Raw genomic sequence first — 19,901 nt, 5'->3', positions numbered from 1 at the left:
AAGTTTATGAAATTAGAAAAGTTTTTACGAAATATAGCGTCGGGTCTTACTCTGGGATTAATCATTATAATCCAGGGATGTGAGAAACCTGGTATGTTTACAGAAATGTCTTCTGATGAAACAGGAATAGTGTTTTCTAATGATATTACAGAAGATGGACATAATAATATAATGACTTATGAATATACCTATAATGGAGCGGGGGTAGCAGTTGGAGATCTAAATAATGACGGCTTGACTGATATTTATTTTATAGGTAACCAGGTGCCAAATAAATTATTCCTTAATCTTGGAGACTGGAAATTTGAGGAGGTTACTCTTCAAGCAGGTCTTCAGGGTAGAAATGACTGGAACACAGGGGTAAGCCTGGTGGATATAAATGGAGATGGCTGGTTGGATATTTACGTTTCCTATTCTGGAAATTCCCCTTCTGAAGGATACAACAAGGCCATTGTAAAGGAGTACTCTTCCAGATCAAACCAACTCTTTATTAATGACGGAGGAAAAAAAGGTGGAACTCCTACTTTTACGGAAAGTGCTCGTGAATATGGAGTCGATGCTCGGGGTACCTTTACTTCTCAAGCCTATTTTTTTGACTACGATCTGGATGGAGATCTTGATATGTTTTTATTGAACCACGCGAATATGTTTTATTCGGCATTTTTTAATGTGCAAAAATTAAGGAGTTTAAGACATCCCTACTTCGGTAATAAATTATACAGAAATGACAATAATAAATTCACGGAAGTAACCGAAACAACCGGGATACATGGCAGCGGGCTTAATTTTGGATTAAGTGCATCAATTTCAGATATTAACAAAGATGGCTGGCCAGATATATATGTAACTAACGATTACGAAGAGCAGGATTTTTGCTATTTGAATAATAGAGATGGGACTTTTAAGGAAATTTCTCATCTCGCCATGGGACAGCTTTCAAAATACGGTATGGGATCAGATATTGCTGATGTTAATAATGATGGTCTCCCTGATATTTTTGTGGCTGATATGCTTCCTGAAGATAATTACAGACAAAAAATTCTGAAAGGACCCGATGAATACAATAAATTCTCCAAAGCGGTAGATAGCGGCTATCACCATCAATATATGAGAAATACATTTCAGCTTAATCGTGGGCTTGCCGAAGATTCAATTCCGCGTTTTAGCGAAATTGCCCAATTTTCGGGGATTTCTAATACAGATTGGAGCTGGGCCACACTGTTTGCCGATTTTGATAATGATGGTTTAAAAGATCTTTTTATAACCAATGGCTATCTACGGGACGTGACCAATCTCGATTTTGTGAACTTCACTACAAGTAAGGAAATATCCGAAGCTAATGCCAGGAATCAAACAGTTGATTTATTACCGTTAATTAGTAAAATGCCTTCTACTAAAATTTCAAATTACTCCTTTCGAAACACTAATGGAATAAAATTTGAAAACCACGCTACAAAATGGGGCCTGGATAAACCCTCTGTTTCTACTGGCGCGGCCTATGCAGACCTGGATAATGATGGAGACCTTGATCTTGTAGTTAGTAATTTAAATGATCCTGTTACCATATATCAAAACAACCAGCAGGAGTCTCATAAGAATAATTATATTAAAATAAAGCTGAAGGGGGAAGGCCATAATACATTTGGTCTGGGAGCAAAAGTCATCACAACACTAGGAGATCAAAAGAAGCTTTATCATGAAGCCTATTATACGCGAGGATATTTATCTTATGTTGAACCTCAATTGACAATAGGGATAGGTAAAGAAAAAAACTTAAAAAAGTTGGAGGTGGTTTGGCCAGATGGAAGAGTATCTATTCTTGAAAATATAGATTCTAATCAAGTTTTGACTATTAATCAAACTGATGCGGTCAATAAGTACCAATCACCAATAGACATCGAAACACCTTTATTTAAAGAGGTGACAAAATCATCAGGATTAGATTTTGAGCATAAGGAAAACGATTATGTAGATTTTCTTCATCAGGGATTAGTACCATATCAATTATCCCGTTTAGGAGGTAGAATGGCTGTTGGAGACGTTAATGGAGATGGTAATGATGATGTTTTTTTTGGAGGAGCTTCCGGTCAGTCAGGGCAGATGTATTTGGGAAAAGATAATGGAACTTTAGAGAAAGGGCCAAAAGGGCAGCCCTGGACGGCACCAGAAGATGTTTACAGTGAGGATGTAGGAATACACTTTTTTGATGCTGATACTGACGGTGATCTTGATATGTATGTATTGAGTGGGGGAAATGAAAAACCTGTAGGATCTTCTTTTTATGAGGATAGGCTTTATATTAATGATGGAGCTGGGAACTTTGAAAAAGCAGTAAACTCCCTACCTAATACTTCTTTCAGTGGGGGAGTGGTGGTTTCTACAGACTATGATAAGGACGGAGATCTTGACCTCTTCGTAGGAGGACGCCATAAAGCAAAGAATTATCCTTTCGCCTCGCAGAGTATATTGTTAAGAAATGACAGCCGGGATAGTATTGTGAAATTCACAAATACCAAAGAAATAGCTTTGGAAAAACTAGGAATGGTAACAGATGCCGTTTGGACAGATATTGACAATGATTCCTGGCCAGATCTCTTTATAGTTGGGGAGTGGATGCCCTTAACGGTACTTAAAAACAACAATGGTATTCTTACAGATAAGACCACAGAATTGAACCTGGATAAGACGAAGGGTTGGTGGAGTAGCATAGATGCACAGGATTATGATCTTGATGGAGATATAGATTTTCTTCTTGGAAATGCGGGGCTCAATACTCAATTTTATGCTTCCGCGACAGAACCAATGGTATACTATGTTCAGGATATAAATAAAGACGGGAATTTTGATCCGGTATTGTCATACTATATAGACGGGGAGAGTTACCCTCTCCCAGGAAGAGATGAAATGCTTGGGCAGGTAGCTTCACTACGAAAGAAATATACTTCTTATGATGACTATGCCAGTGCAACTATGAAGGATTTGCTAAAAGCAGCAAATGTAACATCTACTTCAATCCTTGAGATTAATGAACTAAGCTCGAAGTATGTAGATAATCTTGGTAATGGTAAGTTTAATTTAACCTCCCTGCCAGAGATGTCTCAATTATCAATGATCAATGCTTTTGCCTTTGATGATTTTACTGGTAATGGGAAGAATGATATCGTAGCTCTTGGAAATTTTTTCCCTTATAGAGTGAATTTAGGAAAATCTGATGCATCAAAGGGAGTTCTTTTGAATGTAATTGATAAAGAAGTTACCACTAATAACCAATTTTCGAGTTTATGGTTATCCGGAGATATTCGAGATGCTAATCTTATGCGCTTCAATAATGGAGCAAAAAGGTTAGTCATTTCCCGGAATAACGATAAGGCCAGTATATATAAATACAATTAAGAAGCACGAATTTAATATATCGTGATAGAATTAAGACCTAATAAATTATGGATGCATATTACGTATTTACTAAAACGTTTAATTAAAATTCTTCCTTATAGATGGATTTAAACATAAATGACCACATTCTAAAATAAGTATTAATTAAATCTGCCCCGCCAATGAAATAAACCAATTTAAACAGAATGCACAAAACAAAAAAAGCTTATGAAAAGAGAAAATTCATTCATTTAATTAACCAGAAACGTGGTCTTATAGAACACTGGATGCGTTTTGAAATTTAAATTTAATATGAATAAATTAATATTTTTTTACTTACCATTTATTATCTGTCCGATGGTAGTTTCCGCCACAGGAAATAGTCCAGGTGAAGAAACGCTATTTTCGGAAGAATTCGTTCCGGACTTAAAACTTCCAGATAAAAATGAATTAATATCACTGGGATATTCCCCTAAAAAATCAACTTCGGAAACCCAACAGACCGTAAGGGGTGTCGTAACAGATCCCACCGGGATGCCTATACCGGGTGCGAATGTAATAGAAAAAGGAACTACTAATGGAGTAGTCACAGACTTTGATGGAAATTATGAAATAACCGTAGGATCGGATGCGGTATTACTTTTTTCCTATTTAGGTTTTTTGACTCAGGAAGTGAGTGTAGATGGACAAGCTACTTTGGAGATAGTACTTCAGGAAGATCAGGCTCAATTGGATGAGGTTGTTGTAGTGGGCTATGGTACTCAAAAACGAGAGAATATAGTTGGATCAGTTGCTACGGTCGGTGGGGAAGAAATTCAAAAATCTGCGAACCTAAATGTATCTAACGCATTAACAGGTAGAATTCCGGGAGTTGTTGCTACCCAGGGAAGTGGTGAGCCAGGCTATGATGGCTCTAATATTAGAATTAGGGGAACCAATACTTTAGGAGATAGTAGTCCCTTAGTTGTAATTGACGGTATTCCTGCCAGAGCTGGGGGTTTTGAACGATTAAACCCAGCAGATATTGCAGATATTTCTGTTCTTAAAGATGCTTCTGGAGCTATTTATGGAGCTCGAGCAGCAAACGGAGTTATTTTGGTTACCACCAAAAGAGGAAGGGAAGGAAAGGCCCAATTATCATATAATTATAATATGGGATTCACGCAGCCTACAGTAATTCCAGATCTGGCTGATGCCGTTCAATACGCTGAGATGAGAAATGACCTGGAAGTTTATAAACTTCCTGTTAATGAATGGGAACCTGCAAATAGTGCCTTTCAGTCCACAGGTGTCTATACCCGACCTGATGGAAATGAAGTATTGGCGCCATTTACGCCAGAGGAATTTGCACTCTTTCGAAGTGGAGAAGATCCCTGGAATTATCCCAATACCGACTGGTTTGGAGAAACTCTAAAAGATTGGTCTACCCAGCAAAAACATAATTTACAAATTAGTGGGGGAAGTGAAGACGTTAACCTAATAGCCTCCATTGATTATCAGGATCAAGATGCCTTTTACAAAAATTCGGCGACAAATTATCAGCAATATGGAATTCGTGTTAATATGGATGCGGAAATTAGTGATTATATAAGCACACAAATTGGAGTATTGGGAAGAGAAGAAGACAGAAATTTTCCCACCCAGGCCGCTTCAGATATTTTCCGGATGTTAATGAGAGGTAGTCCCGTTTCCAATGCCTATTGGCCAAATGGTATGCCAGGTCCTGATATTGAGAATGGTCAAAACCCTGTGGTAATCACAACAGACCAAACCGGATATAACCGGGATAAAAGATATTATTTTCAGACCAACGGGAAGGTAGTAATTGAAGCACCCTGGGTAGAAGGGCTGAAATTTACAGGTACCGCTGCTGTAGATAAATATGTTAGGCAAACTAAAACCTGGCAAACGCCTTGGTATTTATACACGTGGCAGGGGGATTATGAAGATGATGGGGAAACTCCTGCACTCATAAGAGGTCAAAGAGGGCCGGCTGAGCCAAACTTAAATCAGGGAAATGAAGATCAATTGAATATTCTCTTGGGTGGCGTATTGAGCTATGATAGAGATTTTGGAGATCATGAGATTAACTTGCTCGCAGGGGTAAACCGTGAAACCATCAACAATGAAACTTTTGGAGCTTTTCGAAGGTATTTCTTGTCAACTACAGTAGATCAAATGTTCGCGGGTGGTAGAGAAGAACTCAACAACTCAGGAAGCGCCTGGGAGCGAGCAAGGTTAAATTATTTTGGCAGAGTTGGATATAATTACAAACAAAAATATCTAGCTGAATTCTTGTGGAGATATGATGGTTCTTATATGTTTCCATCAGAGAACCGCTACGGCTTCTTTCCAGGTTTTATGCTTGGATGGCGTATCTCTGAAGAAAATTTTTGGAAAGAGAATGTTTCTGTAGTTAACTTCTTGAAATTAAGAGCTTCCTGGGGGCAAATGGGTAATGATAATGTATATTACGATGATGTGCTTCAGGAATACCAGTACTTTGCTACCTATGGACTTGGTTCATACGTTGCCGGCGGGGCTGTAAACCAAACTCTCTTCGAAAGTAGAGTCCCAAATCCACTAATAACTTGGGAGGTTGCAAATAACTATAATATAGGATTGGATGGACAGATGTTTGAGGGAGCGATTAATTTTGAATTTGATGTATTCTTAAACAAACGTTCTAATATTCTCTGGAGAAGAAACGCTTCTATACCGCAATCAGCGGGGATGACACTTCCGGCTGAAAATATTGGTGAAATTGAAAACAGAGGATTTGACTTTAATATTGGGCACAGCGGCAAGGCTGGCGAAGTTACTTACAATGTAAATGTTAATGGAGGATATGCCAAGAACAAAATTATTTTCTGGGACGAGGCGCCGGGTGCGCCAGAATGGCAACGAACTACAGGAAGAACAATAAATTCCGGTTTGTATTATATCTATGATGGAGTTTTTGTAGATGAAGAAGATATAGCCAGTAATACTCTTGATTATAGTGATATTACTAATACCATCCGGCCTGGGGATATGAAGTACCGGGATTATGATGGAGATGGTTATATTACACCAGATGACAGAGTACGTCGGGATAAAAACACCACCCCTACCTTCCAGGGCGGGCTTAACTTTGGAGCCCAATATAAAGGCTTTGATCTTTCTGTCCTTTTTCAGGGTGCAGCCGGAGGAGAAATAAGAGTTGGTACTGATGAGGCCGGATCTATTGGAAATTACCTGGAGGAACATTACGATAATCGTTGGACCGTAGAGAATCCCAGTTCGGTTCATCCTCGTATCACCGATCGTGGTAATCAATATTATTCTTATAATAATACCTATTGGCTTCAGAGTACAGACTATATCCGTTTAAAAAATGTGGAATTAGGATATACACTTCCAGTTGAAATAGGGGAAAAGATTGGAATGAGTAGTCTAAGGGTTTACACAAGCGGTTTTAATCTTATTACCTGGAGTGGCATGACTGCCTATGACCCCGAAGTGACCAACTCCATTGGACATTATTATCCACAATCTCGAATTTTGAATTTGGGAGTAGCAGTAACTTTTTAAATATTCTCGAAATATGAAAAATTATAGAATGAAAAATATAGGATATTTCCTGCTCTTACTTTTTGCAGTAGTAGGTTGTAATGACGATTTTGTAGATACCCAACCTTTAGATGAATTCTCGCAATCAGATGTTTGGGTGGATGCAGCCCTGGCAGAGGCCTTTGTACTCGAAATATACAATGGTTTAGGACAGGGAGGATTTGATGAACAAATGATGGCTTCACTATCAGATGAAGCTTTGTTTACGCACCCTGGTAGAGGGATTAATACCATCACCGAATCGCGATCTGGACCTGCGGAAAGAGGATTTATAAATTATACGTATAACTGGGGAGACCTATATGGTCGAATTCGTGCGGCTAATATCGCTTTAGAGAATTTGGAAGAGCCTGGTTTTGATGATCCAGATATGGTTAATCAGCTTAGAGGAGAAGCATTGTTTTTACGAGCTTATTACTACCATAACCTTTTAAGGATGCATGGAGGAGTACCTATCGTTGACAAGGTTTATACGTTAGATTCCGAAGACCTGGAGATTCCTAGAAATACATTTGAAGAAACTGTAGAATTTATTGTTTCAGACTTAGATAGTGCCAAACCTTTATTGGAAGGCTTAAATGTAGATGGGAGGGCTAGTATGGAAGCTGCGCTTGCTCTTAAAGCAAGGGTATTATTATACGCAGCGAGTGATCTTCACGATATTCCAACAGCCTCGGCTAACTCGTCTGATATTGCCGGTTATTCTAATCCCGAATATCTTGGTTATGTAAGTGGAAATCAACAAGACCGTTGGAGAAGAGCACAAGCTGCAGCCAAAGAGGTTGTAGATTTAAATAGAGGATATAAAATGGATCTAATTGAACCTATTTCTGCAGAAGAAGGCAAAGAAAACTATATGGCCCTTTCCCTTGGAGGTGGCAGTGTTATGGCAGATCCTGCAGCAGCTACCGAACTACTTTTTGCAAGGTATTTCGTAGCTGCAAAAAATGAATCGGGACAACAGATAGGACTTTATAATGGTCCAAATGGTTATCATAATTGGGCGGGGAATGCTCCTACCCAAAATTTAGTAGACCACTATGAGCTCATAGATGGAAATGAGTTTAACTGGAATAATTCTGAACATGCTAATAATCCATATGATAATCGGGATCCACGATTTTATGCTACTATTTTATACGATGGTGCAGACTGGAAACCCCGAACCGCAGATGTGGCTGGTAGTGATCCATTTGACCAAATCCAGACGGGAACTTATGAAGTAAAATCTGGTACCGGAGAAACCATAACACATAATGGTTTAGATACACGTAGTAGTGCCATAGAAGACTGGAATGGAACTCATACTGGATATTATGTAAGAAAATTTACCGATCCAGATCCTGCTATCGTGGATCAGAATGTTCGTCAGCAGATTCCTTTTCCCTTTCTTAAATATACAGAAGCCGTACTTAACTATGTTGAAGCTTCTATAGAACTAGGGGAAGAAGATATGGCTAAAGAATGGCTTAATAAAATTCGTTATAGAGCTGGTATGCCAGCTATTACAGCATCTGGACAGGATTTGATGGAGCAATATAGACAAGAACGTCTGGTGGAGTTGGTTTATGAGGAACATCGTTTTCATGATGCCCGGAGATGGATGATAGCACCCCAAACCCTTGGGCAACAGGTTCGTATTATTGACGTAGAAGGGTTTCTTAAACCGGGAGCCAATATCCAGATATATAGATATGACCCTTCCAGTTATAATTACGAATATGAAGTCAGAGATCTCTCACCGGGAATAGAAAACCGTGAATGGCTCGATAAGATGTATTTCATTGCAATACCAAGGGATGAGATGAATAGAAATGATCAATTGATTCAAAACCCTGGATATTAAACTAAGTGAAAATAAACGTCGGGAATTTAAGATGATAAAATCTTTTCCTGGCGTTTTATTTAAACATATTTAATTTTAAAAGATTTAGATGAAAAATTATATAGCAATTTATATATTATCCTTTTTAATATTCTCCTGTAAAAGCCACGAAACAAAACGGAGTGACACAATCAATCTATTTAATGGGAAAGATCTTTCAGGATGGCATGTGGATGTACCTAAAATGGATGAAGATCCTGGTGCTAAAAGTCCATTTATAATTAGGGACGGCTTATTGGTTAGTTTGGGTGAACCGCAGGGGCATCTAATTACAGATTCAGTATATCAAAACTATAAACTGGACGTGGATTATCGCTTTCCGGGAGAACCAGGAAATTGTGGAGTGTTAGTACATGCATCTACCCCGCGTGCTTTGTATGGTATGTTTCCAAAATCAATAGAAGTGCAAATGATGCACGAAAATGCAGGTGATTTTTGGTGTATAGTAGAAAATGTTGAAGTTCCTAACATGGAAGAGCGTAGAGGGCCCAAGGAAAACTGGGGTATAACAGAAGGAAAAGAACGCAGGATTAAAAATTTAACCGACGATTCTGAGAATGCTTTGGGAGAATGGAATAATATGGTAATTGAAAGCCGTGCAGATACTATTAAAGTATGGGTGAATGGCGATCTGGTAAATGAAGGATTTAATTCTACAGCAAAAAAAGGACATATCGCCTTACAGGCTGAAGGTGCCGAAGTAGAATTTAGCAAAGTAGAACTTACTCATTTATAAACTCAATCCCATTTTCAACCAGTATTTATTTAAGAAGTCAGAAAATTTATAAAGATGAAAAGTAGACAAAACCTGTTTATTTTACTGTTTCTTTTAGTTGTTACAATAGCTTCTTCCCAGGAAAAGCAACTTGAAGATTATACTCAGCAAATAGCAGGATCAGATTTGGTAATTGAAATGGTAGCAATCCCTGCCGGAACCTTTACAATGGGAAGTCCGGAAGGTGAAGAAAACCGCTATATGGACGAAGGTCCTGTACATGAAGTGAAAGTAGACGCTTTCTGGATGGCCAAACATGAAATTACCTGGGAGTTATATAATTTGTTTGTGAACAGGGCAATAGATGGAGTTCCACCAACTGCCAAAGCGGGGGAGGTAGATATAGTAGTAGATGCAGTCTCGGGAGCTACTATTCCTTATGTAGATATGAGCCTGGGGATGGGTACCGGTGAAGGTTTACCGGTAGGAAATGTAACCCATCATGCGGCTTCTAAATTTTGCGAATGGTTATCTGCCAAAACAGGCCATTTTTATCGGTTGCCTACAGAAGCCGAATGGGAATATGCAGCTCGTGCGGGTACTACTACAGCGTTTCATTTTGGAGATAATATAGAAGATTTGGACGAATATGCCTGGTTTTATGGCAATAGCGAAAATTCTTATCATAGAGTAGGTCAAAAAAAGCCGAATCCCTGGGGGCTTTATGATATGTATGGAAATGTAGCAGAATGGACACTAGATCAATACCTGCCAGAAGTTTATAGAACCAGGAAATCTGTAACAATAAACCCTATAGAATTTCCTGAAACTGAATATCCACGCTCGGTTAGAGGAGGCTCTTATTATGATGATGCCGAGTATTTAAGAAGTGCCGCCCGATTGGGCTCACTAGAAAATTGGAAAATGCGGGATCCGCAATTTCCTAAAAGTAGATGGTGGAATACAGATGCCCCATTTGTAGGATTTAGAATTGTAAGGACTCCAAATCCACCATCAGAAACCGATTATGAAAAATATTGGGGTTCACAAACCCCGTAACTTTAAAACAATAGAATAATGAATAACTCTAAAAAGAACCAGAAACCTGATTTGCAATCTTCAAGAAGAACTTTTTGCAAGAATACAGCTCTTTTCACAGCCGGAATGATGCTACCCGCTATGGAAATGGGGGCTATGGCAAATGTTTTTAATGATAAAACCTTAAAGATAGCAGTGGTAGGCTGTGGAGGTAGAGGTACAGGAGCAGCAAACCAGGCATTGAAGGCTGATGAAAATGTGGAATTAGTAGCAATGGCTGATGCCTTTGAAGATAGGTTGAACGGAAGCCTACAAAGCCTTCAAAAAGAATTTGAAGGAACAAAAAAAGTAAATGTTAAGGAGAAAAATAAATTTGTTGGTTTTGATGCTTATAAAAAAGCCATAGACCAGGCAGATGTGGTTATCCTGGCAACTCCGCCGGGCTTCAGGCCCTATCATTTTGAGTATGCTATAAATGCAGGCAAGCATGTGTTTATGGAAAAACCCGTGGCTACCGATGTACCTGGAATAAGAAAAGTACTCGAAATGGCCAAAGTTGCGAAAGCGAATAAACTAAATGTGGTTGTTGGTCTTCAGCGGCATTACCAAAACAATTACATCGCAATGGAAGAAAAAATTAATCAAAATGCGATTGGAAAAATAATTTCGGGCCAGGTATATTGGAACAGCGGCGGAGTATGGGTAAATCCCAGAAAAGCAGGCCAGAGCGAAATGGAGTACCAAATGCGGAATTGGTATTATTTTAATTGGCTGTGTGGAGATCATATCCTTGAACAGCACATTCATAATATAGATGTTGCAAACTGGTTTATTGGAGAATATCCCGTTTCTGCTCAGGGTATGGGAGGACGCCTTGTAAGAACAGGTTCTGAACATGGGGAGATTTTTGATCATCATTTTGTAGAATTTAAATATCCTGGGGGTGCAGTAATTTCAAGTCAATGTCGTCATCAACCTGGGACCTGGTCTAAGGTGGGAGAGGATTTTCAGGGTACAAAAGGATCTGTTCATATGAATGATGCAGGTGCTGCTAGTATTACAGATATTGAAGGTAATAATATCTTTGAATACAGAAACCGAAGGGATCCAAACCCCTATCAGGTAGAGCACGATAAACTCTTTGCTTCCATAAGAAATAAGGAGGTTATAAGTGATGCGGAAAATGGAGCAAAAAGTACCATGACTGCCATCATGGGAAGAATGGCTACCTATTCAGGTCAAATAATTAACTGGGATGAAGCTTTAAAATCAGATAAAGTTTTAATGCCAGAAGAGGTAACCTGGGAGTCTACTCCTCCAACTGTACCGGGTAAAGATGGACTATATCCAATTCCAACCCCAGGTAAAACAGAGATAATTTAAAATTTGCAAAATATATTTTTAATAACGAGCATATGGAAATTTCTGTATGCTCGTTTTTTTTTATTTTCCCGTACTAAATAGCGATATACCTATTAAAGAAATTAAATATAGGATTTTGATAATTTTTGTGATATTTTGATATCTTAAAAAGTCGGGATGACAGGGCTATTAGACCCTTCCCAGTATACCTTTAAATTCAGTACTTTTCTTAATTTTCTTTCCTTCAGGTAACCGATTAGGTAACTTTAAGGTTGATATTAATCAAATGTAAAGAAAATTAATAAGTTTTTTAAACATTTTATTTGAAAAAAATTGGATCGTTTTGTTAATCCTACTCGGTTGAAAAATTTTAGTGACTGCTTAGAAAATTATGATGACAGGTTTTTATGCTGAAAATGAAAAACCTAAATAGCTTAATCCTAAACTTTACAAATTTGATATAAAATTTAATGGCGATTGTTCTGCCTATGCAAAATCCACTATAATCTTGTGGAGGAAAAAATTGTTACTTCAATTAAATTGGAACCGGGAGTAATATGTATTGATCCGATGTATCAAAAAGAAAACCCTAATGAGATAAGATTACTGGAAATCTAAGCTAAAAATAATAATGAAAAAAGAAGATGTAGCAAAATGCCCGGAGATAGGTCTCACTGGCACGGGGCTGCTCCGAATGACGACTTTGTGCAAATAGCCATTACCAGTAGAGTTGATGGCCCAACTGAATGGGAAGATGAGGTTTCAGATTCTCAGTATAAGAATTAGAGCAATAAAATTAAATGGAGGTAAATTTTTATAAAATGCTTTAATATTTCTAAGCTTAAGTCTCAATTTATTAAGTTTTACAAGTTAGAAGGATTATTTTTTATACTTTAATAGGCTTTCAACTAAATATACATAACTATGGCGCAATTCGATTTAAATATTAACGGTAAGAAACACTCGGTAGATGTAGACCCGGAAACTCCCTTACTTTGGGTGCTACGGGATAATTTAAAATTGGTTGGTACAAAATATGGCTGTGGAATTGCTCAATGTGGCGCATGTACCGTACACTTTAATGGTTCTGCTGTAAGATCCTGCCAGGTTCCAATTTCTGCTGCCCAAAAAAATGAAATAACTACTATAGAAGGCTTATCCGAAAGCGGAGACCATCCTGTTCAAAAGGCCTGGTTGGAGCACGATGTTCCACAATGCGGATATTGCCAGGCGGGGCAGATTATGGCAGCTACGGCCCTTTTAAAGAATAATCCCAGTCCCAGTGATGCAGAAATAGAAGATGTAATGAACGGGAATATTTGCCGCTGCGGAACTTATAACCGAATAAAAGCTGCTATCAAATCAGCGTCCCAAACCGTATAAGTAAAACCTGAAAAAATGAAAAAAGTAAAAACAGGAATGGGCAGAAGATCATTCATCAAGAATGTATCGCTTGCCGGAGGTGGATTATTAATCGGTTTTAATTGGTTGGCCTGTAAGCGTGCGGCTGAAGAGAACGGAGAGGAAGTAGCGATGCAAATGCCCGATGAGTGGTTTGAACTCAATGGATATTTGAAAATAGGGGATAATGGTATTGTAACGATCTACTCTCCCAATCCGGAGATAGGACAAAATGTGAAAACAGCGATGCCTATGATTGTGGCCGAGGAGCTGGACGTAGATTGGAACAATGTCATTGTAGAACAGGCACCACTTAACCTTGATGTTTTTACTCGTCAACTTGCCGGTGGTAGCCAATCTATTCGCCAGGGATGGGAGCCGCTAAGAATGGCAGGGGCCACCGCCAAACAAATGTTGCTGAGTGCTGCGGCAAAAGAGTGGGAGGTACCTGTTACTGAACTTTCTGTGGAGAAGGGAGTTATTAGTCATAAAGCTAGCGATAGATTTATAGGTTATGGTGAAATCGCTAAGGCGGCCACAAAGATTGAAGTACCTGATGAAATTGAACTAAAAGATAATAGTGACTTTAAAATTATCGGTACTTCCCGAAAAAATGTAGATGCTAAAAAAATAGTAACAGGAAAACCCTTATACGGGTTGGATATTTATGAAGATGATATGCTTATTGCAATGATAGTCCAACCTCCGGCTTTTGGGATGGAGTTTAAATCTATGGATGCAGCTAAAGCAAAAGAAATGCCCGGAATAAAAGATATTTTTACCATAGATACATATCCTGAAGATATGGAGCGGGAATGGAGTGATGTGGCTGCATTTTCCAAATTGGTAGTTGTCGTTGGGGAAACAACCTGGCAGGTCATGCAGGCAAAAAAGGCCTTAAATGTGGAATGGGATTTAAAACCTGATTTAACACATCAAGTGCAAATTCTCGAAAAGTCTCCGGGTATGGAAGATACAGGTGGCCTGGAAAATTCCGACATGCATACAGCCCTAATGAGCGATGCCGGGCCTGCAAAATCAGAAGTTGTTCGGAAAGATGGTGATCCTGAATCAGCCTTTAGCAATGCAGCAAGGGTTATTGAGCGTTCGTATTCCTGTCCGTTCCTTGCCCACAATTGTATGGAACCGATGAATTTTTATGCCAATGTAACTGATGAAAAGGCAGAATTATTAGGGCCAATTCAAACCCCGGAATTTGCTGAAAAAAGTGTAAATAAACGATTAGGGTTCGAGCTAGATAAGATCGATGTCCAAATGACCCGAATGGGCGGGGGATTTGGTCGTCGGCTTTATGGAAACTTCCTTGTGGAAGCCGCTGTAATTTCACAAAAAATGAAAAAGCCGATAAAATTAGTATATACCCGGGAAGACGATATGACCAACGGTGTTTATCGTCCGGCTTACAGGGTGTCCTACCGTGCTGCACTTGATGCGAATAATAATATTACCGCATTTCACGTAAATGCCGGGGGGATTACCGAAAGCCCCCTTTTTGCGAATCGTTTTCCGGCAGGAGCAATTGATAATTACCTTGCCGAGAGTTGGACGATAGATTCGAGTATTTCCACCGGAGCCTTTAGGGCACCACGTTCTAATTTTATTGCCGGGGCAGAACAATCTTTTTTAGATGAACTTGCTGAGGAAGTTGGAAAAGATCCGATCCAGTTCCGCTTGGATATGCTAAAGCGGGCGAAAAATGATCCGGTAGGGGAAGAAAATGATTATGATCCCACGCGATATGCCGGGGTTCTGGAACTTGTCAGGGATAAAGCCGGTTGGAATAATGGTAATTCTACTTCCAGTAAAGGAGTAGCTGCATATTATTGCCATAATTCCTACGTCGCACAAATTTTAGAAATGGATTTAAAAGATAACGAGCCGGTCATCGATAGAGTAACCTGTGCCGTAGACTGTGGTATTGTGGTAAATCCTGATGCCGCCAAAAATATGGTGGAAGGTGGAACTATCGATGGGATTGGACATGCTTTATACAGTGAGTTGTCATTTATAGATGGCGGCGTTCAACAAAATAATTTTGATTTCTACCGTCTAATTCGGCATCGTGAAGCTCCAAAAAAGATTGATGTACATTTTGTAGAAAACGGTATTGATCCTACAGGACTAGGAGAGCCGCCTTTCCCACCGGTGCAGGGAGCATTAGCCAATGCTCTTTATAAAGCAACAGGAAAAAGAATTTACAAGCAACCCTTTCTACCGGAAATAAGCGCAGAAAGCAGGGAATTAAAAACTTAATAGCAGCTGGCTGCCAATGAAAAAAATTAAGTTTAAATATTGGGTAGAAAATGAAGGTGAAAAATTCTATGGACCAGGACCCAATGAATTGGTAAAAAGGATTCACAAGGAAGGATCCCTTTCCAGGGTAGCCGCGAAAATGAATATATCCTATAAAAAAGCCTGGGATTTGGTCCAGCGATTAAATATATATTCTGCCGAGTCCTTAGTGATTTTAAAGAAAGGAGGATCCCATGGTGGTGGAGCAGAAATAACCCCCTATGCCTTAAACGTCATGCGGGAATACGAGCAATTGGAACAGAAGTTAAGTGAGCTTCTAGAGCAGGAAAATAATTTGCTAAAAATTATAAAATAACGGAGAATAGGGGGCAGTGAAATTCCCTTTATTTTAAAAACCGATATATACAGCAATATATAACGATGAAGTCAAAAGATAAAACTATATACCTCGATTACAACGCAAGTACTCCGTTAGCCCAGGAAGTAGTCGATACAATGCTGCCGTATTTTACTGAAAAGTTTGGTAATGCTGGTAGTGACCATTTTTTTGGATGGGATAGCCAAGAAGCCGTGGAACTTGCCAGGGAACAAATAAGCGGATTGTTGAACTGTAAACCCACGGCGCTAACCTTTACTTCAGGGGCTACCGAAGCTGCCAATCTTGCCCTTATCGGGTTTTGCGAGAAGAATAAGGTAAAAGGGAAGCATATTATCACCTGTGATACCGAACATAAAGCGGTGCTGGATTCTATGCAGGCTTTAGAGAAAAAGGGTTTTGAGGTGACTTATCTTAAGGTGGATCGAACTGGGAATATTGATATGGAAGATTTGGAAGAGGCTATTTCACCTGAAACAATATTGGTTTGTCTGATGCTGGCAAATAATGAAACCGGGCTCATCCATCCTTTGGCTGAAATTGAGAAGATTGTGCATTCAAAAGGTGTCAAACTTATGAGTGATATTACCCAGGCAGTGGGTAAGATTCCGGTGGATTTGGAAGAATTGAATTTAGATATGGCCATTTTCTCCTCCCATAAGATTTATGGGCCTAAAGGTATTGGAGCGTTGTATATAAATAAAAAGAATAAAGTAGCAATTGATCCTTATGTTTATGGGGGCGGACAGGAAAAAGGATTGAGGCCTGGAACTTTAAATGTTCCCGGAATTGTAGGCTTTGGAAAAGCTGCTGAAATAGCAACTTCCAAAATGTCAGTGGAATCAGAAAGCATGTTGAAATTAAAGAATAAACTAGAAAACGCCCTGGCAAAAATAGATGGGGCTATTATCAATTGTAAGCATGCTAACCGGCTTCCAAATACCACCAATATCTCTTTTAAAGATATCACCGGAAATTTATTGCTAAGGAAGCTAAAACATTTAGCCGTTTCACGTGGTTCGGCATGTACTTCCAATCTTGTCAAGCCTTCTCATGTGCTAATGGCTATGGGCTTAAGCGATGAACTGGCCTTATCATCAATAAGGATAAGCCTGGGAAGGGAAACAAGTGACCAGGATATTGAATTTGCTGTTAATGAGATCGAGAAAGCGGTAAATAGTTTAAAAACTGCGTCTGTATGAGAGAACTGGATGTCATAATTTCAAAATATGATTTTCTGCGGGAAAACAGTGTGGAATGCGTTCTGGCTACAATGGTTCATGTACAGGGTTCCTCGTACAGAAAAGCCGGTGCACGAATGCTGGTGGATGAATATGGAAATATCACAGGGGCAATTAGTGGTGGCTGCCTGGAAGGCGATGCCTTGCGCAAAGCGCTTCACGCCCTGCACAGGCAAAAAAATAAATTGGTAACGTATGACACCAGTGATGAAGACGATGCTATTATCGGTGCACAATTGGGATGTAACGGTATCATCCAGGTGTTATTTGAACCCATTGATTATTTGGATGATTTAAACCCGTGCGAACTCTTGAAAAAAGTTATCAATCAAAATAGTCCTTTGGCAATTGTGGTGCAATTTAACTTAAACAAACAGAAAGAGCAGACCGGAACAAAATTGGTAATTACCAAGGACTTAAAAACTTTTGGACAAAAACCAGAAAAGGAGTTATTTCATTATATAGAAGAACAAGCAAGTTTTACACTAAAATATAATCATCCCCATTTTGCTGAATTTACAACGGAAAAAGAATCCACTCATATTTTTATTCAGAATTATCAGCCCCCGGTGAAACTTATTATTGTTGGTGCCGGAAATGATGCTCAAATTCTTGCACAACAAGCTGATTTACTGGGATGGGATGTAATAGTGACCGATGGAAGGCCAACCCATGCAAATAAAGACCGTTTTACCTCCTCCTGCCAGGTGATCGTTTCCAAACCGGAAGAAACCCTAAAAAATATTGTAATAGACCATCGCAGCTGCTTTGTCCTGATGAGTCATAATTACAATTATGATTTGGCGGTTTTAAAGTTGCTTATTGGGAAAAATATAATCCCCTACATTGGAATTCTGGGCCCATTAAAGAAATACCAGCGAATGCTTAACGATTTAAAAGAAGTAAATTTTGATTTGGTAGATGAAAAATTGAAGAAAATATATGCACCGGTAGGATTGGAAATAGGTGCGGAGACATCTGCAGAAATAGGGCTTTCTATTCTGGCTGAAATTCAAATGGTTTTAAACGGTAAAAGTGCTAAGCCGCTACGAGAGAAAGTGACGCCCATTCATGACAAAAAGCTTAATCATTTTACCAAAGTTGCGATATGATGGGAAGAGCAAAAATCGGAGTTATTATTTTGGCAGCAGGAGCTTCTAGAAGGCTTGGTTTTCCAAAACAACTCGTGGAATTTAAAGGCAAAACTTTGCTACAGCATAGTATAGATGTAGCGGAATTATTTGAATTCGATTGCAGGATTTTAATGTTGGGTTCAAATGCAAAAAAGATTGAAAAGGGGCTGGACATTGGGAACTTTACCATCATCATTAATGAAGAATGGGAACTTGGAATGGGCACGAGCATAAGCAAAGGGGTTTCCGCTGCGCTAAACGCTAAAAGTGATCTGGAGCATATTTTAATATTACTTTCAGATCAACCTTTTGTTACCAAAGAAAAAATTCAGGAATTAATTCGGGAACAGTTAGAAAATAAAAAGCCTGCTACATTTTCAGAATATGCCGGGGAGGTCGGGGTACCTGCTATTTTTTCAAAGGAAACTTTTTCGGAATTAATGTCCCTAAAAAAAGATCAGGGCGCTAAAAAACTAATATTAGATGAAAAGATAAGCTTTGAAACCATAAAATTTGAAGGAGGAAATTTTGATGTGGATACCGCTGAAGATGTGGAACTATTAAAACAGATGGAATAAAGATAAATATTAAATATTTTGGAATGATTGCCAAAACCGCGGGCAAAAATGAAGAAATCCTGAAATTGCAGGAGGGGGATTTCTGCCATTGAGTTGAAATCCCGGAAACTCAAAACTTACTAGATCGCCGATCCTAAACCTGTATAACAGACGATGGACCAAAATTTAAATACTGAAATTGAACTAAAAGAAGGAGATGAAGTGGCAATTTAAAGAAGGACTATCCTATCGTAGTCTTTTTCCAAAAACTACACATCAAAATGTAAGCTGTCAAGCTACGGGTGTTCTGGGAGGTGCCCCCAAACCTAGTAATACTCTAGGCTACCGAGGTTCTTAAAATCATTCTTGGAAGCGGTAATGTGCTTTCGGGGAAATTAAATCTTATAAACATCCTTTCTGACATTGAGCAGCTATTGAATATTCGACAAAGGCTTGAAGAGATAGAAAGAATCAGGAATACTGGCATCATCCCAGTTAAAATAACACGTGAGCTTAAGGAGAAATCAAAGACCTTCCTTGACATACGTGAGTTTTTTTACAATCAAAAGTTGCTTCAGAAAATATAATTCAAAACCTCCTGAACAATTGATGAGCATATTTTAAATTTATAAAAAACTATAGAAATATTTTTTCCAAAACATCTCCTACAAAATATGCTAGAAATGCAGCAATTCCACCTAATAAAAGTGTTTCCAGGATTCCTATAATTACATTTTTTTCGGTAACCAAACTTTTTAAAGCTCCGACAATTGAAAGTGCAACTGCCGTTAAAATACATGAGTAAAGAAAAAGTTGAGAATTTAAATTGAACGTATCATTACTCATAAAAACATAGGAAAGTAATGGAACGGCTCCTACCATTATAAAACTTATAAACGTTACTCCTGCTGTTTTAGCATCAATGAAAAAGCAGT

Annotated in this window: 14 protein-coding genes; 13 read left to right on the top strand and 1 reads right to left on the bottom strand. The window is 38.7% G+C overall.

Annotated elements, in window-relative coordinates; translation table 11 throughout:
* The first annotated feature begins 6 nt into the window (after positions 1–6).
* The 13 genes from B4F31_RS05220 to B4F31_RS05160 all read left to right on the top strand — a co-directional run bounded on the left by B4F31_RS05220 (position 7) and on the right by B4F31_RS05160 (position 18,987).
* Positions 7–3,393: a VCBS repeat-containing protein gene (locus B4F31_RS05220; protein WP_286760776.1), complete on the top strand. Its 3,387-nt coding sequence runs from the start codon at positions 7–9 to the stop codon at positions 3,391–3,393.
* 291 nt (positions 3,394–3,684) lie between these two features.
* On the top strand, positions 3,685–6,945 hold the full coding sequence (locus B4F31_RS05215) for a SusC/RagA family TonB-linked outer membrane protein (protein ID WP_245764382.1): 3,261 nt from the start codon (positions 3,685–3,687) through the stop codon (positions 6,943–6,945).
* A 28-nt stretch (positions 6,946–6,973) separates the two neighbouring features.
* Complete coding sequence (locus tag B4F31_RS05210) at positions 6,974–8,830, top strand: RagB/SusD family nutrient uptake outer membrane protein (protein WP_245764381.1); 1,857 nt, start codon at positions 6,974–6,976, stop codon at positions 8,828–8,830.
* An 88-nt stretch (positions 8,831–8,918) separates the two neighbouring features.
* On the top strand, positions 8,919–9,605 hold the full coding sequence (locus B4F31_RS05205; protein WP_093305593.1) for a 3-keto-disaccharide hydrolase: 687 nt from the start codon (positions 8,919–8,921) through the stop codon (positions 9,603–9,605).
* 54 nt (positions 9,606–9,659) lie between these two features.
* Complete coding sequence (locus B4F31_RS05200) at positions 9,660–10,643, top strand: formylglycine-generating enzyme family protein (RefSeq protein WP_075326672.1); 984 nt, start codon at positions 9,660–9,662, stop codon at positions 10,641–10,643.
* 18 nt (positions 10,644–10,661) lie between these two features.
* Positions 10,662–12,005 (top strand): Gfo/Idh/MocA family protein, encoded by a 1,344-nt coding sequence (locus tag B4F31_RS05195; RefSeq protein ID WP_286760775.1) that lies wholly within the window; start codon positions 10,662–10,664, stop codon positions 12,003–12,005.
* A 633-nt stretch (positions 12,006–12,638) separates the two neighbouring features.
* Positions 12,639–12,770: a hypothetical protein gene (locus B4F31_RS05190; protein ID WP_286760774.1), complete on the top strand. Its 132-nt coding sequence runs from the start codon at positions 12,639–12,641 to the stop codon at positions 12,768–12,770.
* A 138-nt stretch (positions 12,771–12,908) separates the two neighbouring features.
* Complete coding sequence (locus tag B4F31_RS05185; protein ID WP_286760773.1) at positions 12,909–13,367, top strand: (2Fe-2S)-binding protein; 459 nt, start codon at positions 12,909–12,911, stop codon at positions 13,365–13,367.
* Positions 13,368–13,382: 15 nt separating this feature from the next.
* Complete coding sequence (locus B4F31_RS05180) at positions 13,383–15,659, top strand: xanthine dehydrogenase family protein molybdopterin-binding subunit (protein ID WP_286760772.1); 2,277 nt, start codon at positions 13,383–13,385, stop codon at positions 15,657–15,659.
* Between the two features lie 16 nt (positions 15,660–15,675).
* The gene (locus B4F31_RS05175; protein ID WP_286760771.1) at positions 15,676–16,014 is read left to right on the top strand and encodes a winged helix-turn-helix domain-containing protein; all 339 of its coding nucleotides are present in this window, start codon (positions 15,676–15,678) and stop codon (positions 16,012–16,014) included.
* A 65-nt stretch (positions 16,015–16,079) separates the two neighbouring features.
* Positions 16,080–17,237, top strand: a complete 1,158-nt coding sequence (locus B4F31_RS05170) for a cysteine desulfurase family protein (protein WP_286760770.1) — start codon at positions 16,080–16,082, stop codon at positions 17,235–17,237.
* Complete coding sequence (locus B4F31_RS05165; RefSeq protein WP_286760769.1) at positions 17,234–18,388, top strand: XdhC family protein; 1,155 nt, start codon at positions 17,234–17,236, stop codon at positions 18,386–18,388. The genes B4F31_RS05170 and B4F31_RS05165 overlap by 4 nt, the downstream gene beginning before the upstream one ends.
* Positions 18,385–18,987 (top strand): nucleotidyltransferase family protein, encoded by a 603-nt coding sequence (locus B4F31_RS05160; protein ID WP_286760768.1) that lies wholly within the window; start codon positions 18,385–18,387, stop codon positions 18,985–18,987. The genes B4F31_RS05165 and B4F31_RS05160 overlap by 4 nt, the downstream gene beginning before the upstream one ends.
* Before the next feature lie 615 nt (positions 18,988–19,602).
* Here the strand turns inward: B4F31_RS05160 and B4F31_RS05155 are convergent.
* On the bottom strand, positions 19,603–19,901 hold a 299-nt coding region (locus B4F31_RS05155; protein ID WP_286760767.1), incomplete at its 5' end, for a VIT1/CCC1 transporter family protein.

The sequence above is a fragment of the Salegentibacter sp. UBA1130 genome, from assembly GCF_002311535.1.
Lineage (GTDB): Bacteria > Bacteroidota > Bacteroidia > Flavobacteriales > Flavobacteriaceae > Salegentibacter > Salegentibacter agarivorans.
Note: the sequence above shows the minus strand (reverse complement) of the source record. Positions and strands in the feature narration are given on the sequence as shown.

Bases quoted from the DNA above. Each gene is read 5' to 3' on its own strand.
- B4F31_RS05220 (WP_286760776.1), top strand. From the start codon at position 7: ATGAAATTAGAAAAGTTTTTACGAAATATAGCGTCGGGTCTTACTCTG.
- B4F31_RS05215 (WP_245764382.1), top strand. From the start codon at position 3,685: ATGAATAAATTAATATTTTTTTACTTACCATTTATTATCTGTCCGATG.
- B4F31_RS05210 (WP_245764381.1), top strand. From the start codon at position 6,974: ATGAAAAATATAGGATATTTCCTGCTCTTACTTTTTGCAGTAGTAGGT.
- B4F31_RS05205 (WP_093305593.1), top strand. From the start codon at position 8,919: ATGAAAAATTATATAGCAATTTATATATTATCCTTTTTAATATTCTCC.
- B4F31_RS05200 (WP_075326672.1), top strand. From the start codon at position 9,660: ATGAAAAGTAGACAAAACCTGTTTATTTTACTGTTTCTTTTAGTTGTT.
- B4F31_RS05195 (WP_286760775.1), top strand. From the start codon at position 10,662: ATGAATAACTCTAAAAAGAACCAGAAACCTGATTTGCAATCTTCAAGA.
- B4F31_RS05190 (WP_286760774.1), top strand. From the start codon at position 12,639: ATGCCCGGAGATAGGTCTCACTGGCACGGGGCTGCTCCGAATGACGAC.
- B4F31_RS05185 (WP_286760773.1), top strand. From the start codon at position 12,909: ATGGCGCAATTCGATTTAAATATTAACGGTAAGAAACACTCGGTAGAT.
- B4F31_RS05180 (WP_286760772.1), top strand. From the start codon at position 13,383: ATGAAAAAAGTAAAAACAGGAATGGGCAGAAGATCATTCATCAAGAAT.
- B4F31_RS05175 (WP_286760771.1), top strand. From the start codon at position 15,676: ATGAAAAAAATTAAGTTTAAATATTGGGTAGAAAATGAAGGTGAAAAA.
- B4F31_RS05170 (WP_286760770.1), top strand. From the start codon at position 16,080: ATGAAGTCAAAAGATAAAACTATATACCTCGATTACAACGCAAGTACT.
- B4F31_RS05165 (WP_286760769.1), top strand. From the start codon at position 17,234: ATGAGAGAACTGGATGTCATAATTTCAAAATATGATTTTCTGCGGGAA.
- B4F31_RS05160 (WP_286760768.1), top strand. From the start codon at position 18,385: ATGATGGGAAGAGCAAAAATCGGAGTTATTATTTTGGCAGCAGGAGCT.